This window comes from Streptomyces sp. NPDC007162 (genome assembly GCF_040634175.1).
GTDB lineage: Bacteria > Actinomycetota > Actinomycetes > Streptomycetales > Streptomycetaceae > Streptomyces.
The window spans coordinates 1-6,066 of record NZ_JBEYFC010000523.1 but is presented as its reverse complement, the minus strand read 5'-3'; the positions used below and the strand labels follow the sequence as shown (position 1 = coordinate 6,066).

General features: G+C 75.0%; 3 protein-coding genes. All 3 read left to right on the top strand.

The annotated features are described in order from the left end of the window. Positions 1-4,140 (top strand): cation-translocating P-type ATPase (locus ABZ646_RS37995; RefSeq protein WP_360529691.1); only part of this gene is annotated, 4,140 nt, incomplete at its 5' end. 110 nt (positions 4,141-4,250) lie between these two features. Beyond that, the gene (locus tag ABZ646_RS37990; RefSeq protein ID WP_360529688.1) at positions 4,251-4,616 is read left to right on the top strand and encodes a DUF779 domain-containing protein; all 366 of its coding nucleotides are present in this window, start codon (positions 4,251-4,253) and stop codon (positions 4,614-4,616) included. Positions 4,617-4,759: 143 nt separating this feature from the next. Continuing rightward, positions 4,760-5,932, top strand: a complete 1,173-nt coding sequence (locus ABZ646_RS37985; RefSeq protein ID WP_360529685.1) for a phosphodiester glycosidase family protein — start codon at positions 4,760-4,762, stop codon at positions 5,930-5,932. Positions 5,933-6,066: the final 134 nt, after the last annotated feature.

Sequence of the window (6,066 nt, the reverse complement as noted above, 5' to 3'; positions counted from 1 at the left end):
GCCGGGACCGCGCGGGCCGGTGTCAGGAGCCTGGACACGGCCACGCGGATGACGCGTGCGGCACGCAACGCGCTGCTCGGAGCCGAACGGCAGTGGCGCTCCGGCGCCCGGGCGCACCTGGCGCTGCGGGCGGCGGATCCGGCGCGGGCCGACGCGGTACGCCGGCTCGCCGTGCATGTCGCCGCCGAGCTGGCCGAGCATCCGGACGTGCTCTTCGCCTACTGGGACGAGGGGCTCGGGCGGCTGGTGGTGGCCGCGGCCGAGGAGGCGGTCACCGACGACGTGGTGGCGCACGCGAACGACCTCGCCGCACGATACGGTCTGGTCGCCGACGACGGCGGCCCCGAGGACATCACGCACCCGGCGGACCCGCAGGGCATCCGCGCGGCGCTGGCGACCCTCGCGGCGGACCTGGTCGGCACCGGTGTGGGCGTCGCCGCCTACACGCTGCGGCTGCCGCCGTCGCCGCGGGCGGTGACCGCCGTGGTGACCGTACTGCGGGAGAACCCCCGCTTCCGCGGCCTGCTCCGCGACCACCTGGGCGCCGACGCCATGGACCTGCTGCTGACGTGCGCGAACGCGGCGGCCCACGGAGCCGGGCAGACCCCCGCTGCGCTGCTGCTCGACGGGGCCCTGCGCGGCTGCCAGCTCGCCGACACGATGGCTCGGGCGGCCGCCTTCGAGCTGTTCCACGACGAACTGTGCAACCCGGACCGGCCGAGCACCGGCGACGCCGGCCGTCCGCGGCCGCCCCTGCGCACCACTCCTGCCTCGGAGTACGCCAACCACGCGTTCGCCGGCAGCGTCCTGGGCGCGGCGGCCACGCTGCTGGTCAAACACGATGTCACCGAGGCGGCGGAGGCGGTGCTCGCGGCCTCGCCGAAGGCCGCCCGGTACGGGCCGACCGCCTTCGAGGCGGTGCTCGGTGCCGTACTGGCCCGTTCGGGGCTGCTCGTCCGCGACCCCGAGCGGCTGCGGGAGCTGGAACTCGTCGGCACCCTCGTGCTGCATCCGAGCGCGGTCCGGGGCGCGGACGGGGAGGCCGATCCCTGGACGGAGCCGGTGCTGGACGCGGCCCGGCGCGCCGGGCTGCGGGTCGTCCTGGTGGACGATCCGGCGTTGGAGGACTTCACCGGCCTGGCCGACCAGGTGGTGGACGCCCGACGGCCGTTGGACGACGTGGTGTGCTCACTGCCCGAGGACGCGGGCGCGGTGATCACGGTGGCCCGGCTGTGGTCGGAGCGGGACCACGGGCTGCTGGCCGGGCTGCTCGCCGGGGACCTCGCGCTCGCGCTCGCCGACGCCGACAGCACGGTCGTCTGGGGTGCCGACGCCCTGGCCCTGCACGGACTGCCCGATGTGTGGCGGCTGCTGACCGCGGTACCGGCCGCGCGCCGGGTGGCCCGGCGTTCGCAGATCCTGGCCCGCTCGGGGGCCGCGCTCTCCGGGCTGCTGGTGGCCGTCGGCGAGTCGAGGAGCGGGCGCGGCCGGCTGGCCGCGCTGCCCGGTATGCGGCACGCGCCGGTGGACGGTGCCGCCGCGACGGCACTGCTGTCGGCGACCTGGGAGGCGCTGCGGGTGGCACGCGCCGGCGCGCCGCACCCCCGGGCCCGCGTGCACTGGCACGAACTGGGCGCGCGGGAAACCCTGGAGCGACTGGAGCACGAGCGGGAGCCGGTGTCGCCCGAGGAACGGCAACGGGCCGCGGAGCCGTCCCGGAACCCGCTGCTCACCCCGGTGCGGTGGACGCTGCGGCTCGCCGGTGCCGTGCGCAGCGAACTGGACGACCCGCTGACCCCGGTGCTGGCGGTCGGCTCGGCCGCGTCCGCGATCGTCGGCTCGGTGGTGGACGCGGCGCTGGTGGTCGGCGCGCTCGACCTGAACGCGCTGATCGGCGGCGTCCAGCGGCTGCGGGCCGAACAGGCCGTGTCGGGGCTGCTCGCCGAGCAGAAGCGGCAGGCACGGGTGGCGGACTCCCCGGACGAACCGGACACGCACACCGTCGACGCGGCGCGCCTGGCGCCGGGCGACGTGATCGACCTGCACACCGACGACGTGGTGCCGGCCGACGCCCGGGTGCTGTCGGAGGACGGCCTGGAGGTCGACGAGTCCGCGCTGACCGGGGAGTCGGTGCCGACGGAGAAGCACACCGCGGCGACCCCGCACGTGCCGGTGGCGGACCGGCACTCCATGGTCTTCGAGGGCACCACGGTGGCCGCGGGTCAGGCACGCGCGGTGGTCGTGGACACCGGTGAGCGCACCGAGTCCGCCCGCGCCGTCCACCTGGCCGCGCGCACGCCCCCGGCCGCCGGAGTACAGGCCCGGCTGCACGAACTCACCGCGCAGGCGCTGCCGTTGACGCTGGGCGGCGGCGCCGCGGTCACCGCTCTCGCGCTGCTGCGGGGCAGCCCCATCAGGGAGGCGGTCAGCGGCGGTGTCGCCGTGGCCGTGGCCGCCGTGCCGGAGGGGCTGCCGCTGGTGGCGACGGTCGCCCAGCTGGCCGCCGCCCGGCGGCTGAGCCGGGACGGGGTACTGGTCCGGGCACCGCGCGCGCTGGAGGCGCTGGGCCGGATGGACACCGTCTGCTTCGACAAGACCGGCACGCTCACCGAGAACACCCTGCGCCTGGTGCGGGTGACCGACGGCGAGGGACACGGCCACCCGGTGGGCGACGCACGCGCGGCCGGCACCCTGCGGGTGGCGGCCCGGGCCTGCCCCCAACTCGGCAACGGCGACGGGCCGCCGGATCACGTCACCGACGCGGCGGTCCTGGACGCGGCCGAACCCGACCCCGACTGGCTCCAGTTGGAGGGACTTCCGTTCGAGGCGGCCCGCGGGTACGCGGCCGCCGTCGGCCGGTCCGGCGACGGACCGCCGCTGCTGGTGGTGAAGGGAGCACCGGAGACCGTCCTGCCGGCCTGCTCCGGTCTCCCGGCAGCCGCCTCGGCGACGGCACAGTCGCTGGCCACCGAGGGCCTGCGGGTCCTCGCCGTCGCCCAGCGTCGGCCCGACGACGCCGAGGACGTCTCGGGCGTCCTGGAACAGCCCCTGGAACACCTTGAGTTCGTCGGCCTGCTGGCCCTCGCGGACACCCCTCGCGAAACCTCCACCGCCCTGGTGCGCGGTCTGCGCGAGGAGGGCGTACGGCCGGTGATGCTCACCGGCGACCATCCGGGGACCGCCCGGACGATCGCCGCCGAACTGGGCTGGCCCGCGGACACCGTCGTGGTGACCGGTGACGACCTCGCGGCCGTGGACCGCTCGGGCAGGGCCCGTGTCCTGCGCGACGCCGGTGTGGTGGCGCGCGTCGCGCCGGAGCAGAAGCTACAGGTCATCGAGGCGCTGCGGGATGCGGGACGGGTGGTCGGCATGGTCGGGGACGGCGCCAACGACGCGGCGGCGATCCGTGCCGCCGACGTGGGCGTGGGCATCAGCACCCGCGGTTCGGCAGCCGCCCGCAACGCCGCCGACCTCGTCCTGACCGACGACGACCTGACGGTGCTGATCGACGCGGTGCGCGAAGGCCGGTCGCTGTGGCACGGGGTCGCGGACGCCGTCGCCATCCTCATCGGCGGCAACGCGGGGGAGGTCGGTTTCGGTGTGCTCGGCACCCTGCTGGGCGGCCGGGCTCCGCTGTCCACCCGGCAGATGCTGCTGGTCAACCTCTTCACGGACCTGTTCCCGGCGATGGCGGTGGCGGTCACCCCGAAGGAGCCGGACGAGCGGGAGGATCCCGGCTCGCCGTCGGCCGCGCTCGGAGCGCCGCTGCTGCGGCAGATCCGGCACCGTGCGCTGACGACCAGCGTGGGCGCGCTCATGGCCTGGCTCGCCGGCCGGGCGACACCGGGAACGTCCCGCCGTTCCAGCACGATGGCGCTCGCCGCGGTGGTCGGTACCCAGCTCGTGCAGACCCTGCTGGACCGCCGTGACAGCCCACTGGTCCGGCTCACCGCGCTGGGCTCGGCGGCGGTGCTGGTCGCGCTCATCGAGACACCGGCGGTCAGCCACTTCTTCGGTTGCACCCCGCTGGGCCCGGTGGCCCTGGCCGCGGTGGCCGCGTCGATCGCCCTGGCGGTCTGGAGTCAGCGCGCCCTGCCGTTCCTGGAGCGGAAGGTCACGGATCTGCTGCCCGCCACGTGACCGCGCGACGTTCGCAGGCACGGAGCGGATCAACGACCGCTGCTGGACGGCCGGATGGCGAAGCGTGAGACTGAGGGGATCCGACACCCCTCGCGGCCAGGACGGTGACCATGGACGAGACGACAGCTCCCCCGCGTGTGGAGCTCACCGCGCGGGCCGCCGATCTGGTGCGCCGGCTGCACGCCGCACACGGTCCGCTGATGTTCCACCAGTCCGGCGGCTGCTGCGACGGCAGCGCGCCCATGTGCTATCCGGACGGCGAGTTCCGCACCGGCGGCTCGGACGTGCTGCTGGCCGAACTGGTGGTGGACGGCGTCGCGGAGCCGGTCACCTTCTGGATGTCCCGCAGCCAGTACGAGGTGTGGAGCCACACCCGTCTGATCGTGGACGTGGTACCCGGACGCGGTAGCGGATTCTCGCTGGAGGCGCCCGAGGGGGTGCGTTTTCTCACCCGTTCTCGCGTAGTCGACGTCTAGCGGCCCCGTAGGTCACCCGCGTCTGCTGCACTTCCCTGTGTCCTGTGGAACTTGACGAGACATCAGGGGGTGCGGTGACGCATCGTCGGAGACGACCTGCAGCGACGACCCGAACTCTGTTCACGATTCTCACCACGTCCGGCGTGCTGGCCGGTGCGGCCCTCACGGGGGCGGCACCGGCCGGCGCCGCGTCGGGGGCCGGCCGGATCTCGTCCGGCGTCACCTACCGGCAGTTCGACGTGCCGGCGGCCAGGGGCACGGTCCACGCCCACGTGCTGACCGTCGACCTGGCCGACCCGCACGTCCGGGTGGACCTGCTCACCCCGGGTGCGGTGGCCGCCCGCGCGAGGGTGTCCGCCATGGCCGACGCCGCCGGTGCCGTCGCGGGCGTGAACGGCGACTTCTTCGACATCACCGAGAACCAGCACCCGGGCGTCGAGGCGACCGGGGCGAGCGTCGGCCCGGCGATCGCACACGGCAGGGTGCTCAAGTCGGCGGTGCCGACGGCCCAGCGGTTCGGCCCGTCGCTGCCGCCGGACACCGCCACCACCGACGTCTTCGGCGTGGGCGTGGACCGCCGGGCCCGGCTCGACCGGCTGGTGTTCACCGGCACGGTACGCACCCCCGCCGGGAGCCTCCCGCTGCGCGGGCTCGACCAGTACGCGCTCGCGCAGGGCACCGTGGGCGCCTATACCGCCGCCTGGGGCTCGGCCTCCCGCAGACGCGCCACCTGCGGTTCGGACACCGACCGGGCTGCCGGGTGCAGCGCGGACACCTTCGAGGTCCGGGTCCGCGGCGGCAAGGTGATCGGCACGTCCCGGGCGCCCGGCAGTGGCCCGATCGCGGCGGGCACGACCGTCCTGCTGGGCCGGGAGGCGGGCGCGGACCGGCTGCGCCGGCTCGTCAGGGGTGAACCGGTCACGGTCCGCGGGCGGCTGGTGGCGTCCGGCGCCAGGACCCCCTACCGCTTCGCGGTCGGCGGCTACCCCGTGCTGCGCGACGGCGAACTGCTGCCCGGTCTGGACGACAACGTCTCGGCCGTGCGTACGGCGGTGGGTTACGCGAGCGGAGGACGCAGGCTCCTCCTCCTCGCACTAGACGGCGCGACCGCCTACCGCAAAGGTATGACGATCGCCGAAGTCGCTTCGGAAATGCGGCGGTTGGGCGCGGCCGATGCGTTCAGCCTGGACGGCGGCGGCTCCACGACGATGGTGGCCCGGACGGCGGGGGCGAAGACGGTGAGCGTGCTCAACCACCCGACCGACAGCCCGGAGCGCGCCGTGGCGAACGGCATCGGGGTGTTCTGGAAACCGTGACCGGGGATCCGTGAGCCGACGGCGAGGGCCGTCGGCTCACGGCCGCAGGCTGCTGACCTAGGGAGATGGGCGGGTTGGGGAAGATTGTGAATAGGAGGGGGTATATATAGGTGGGGGGCGGGAGAATAAAAAAA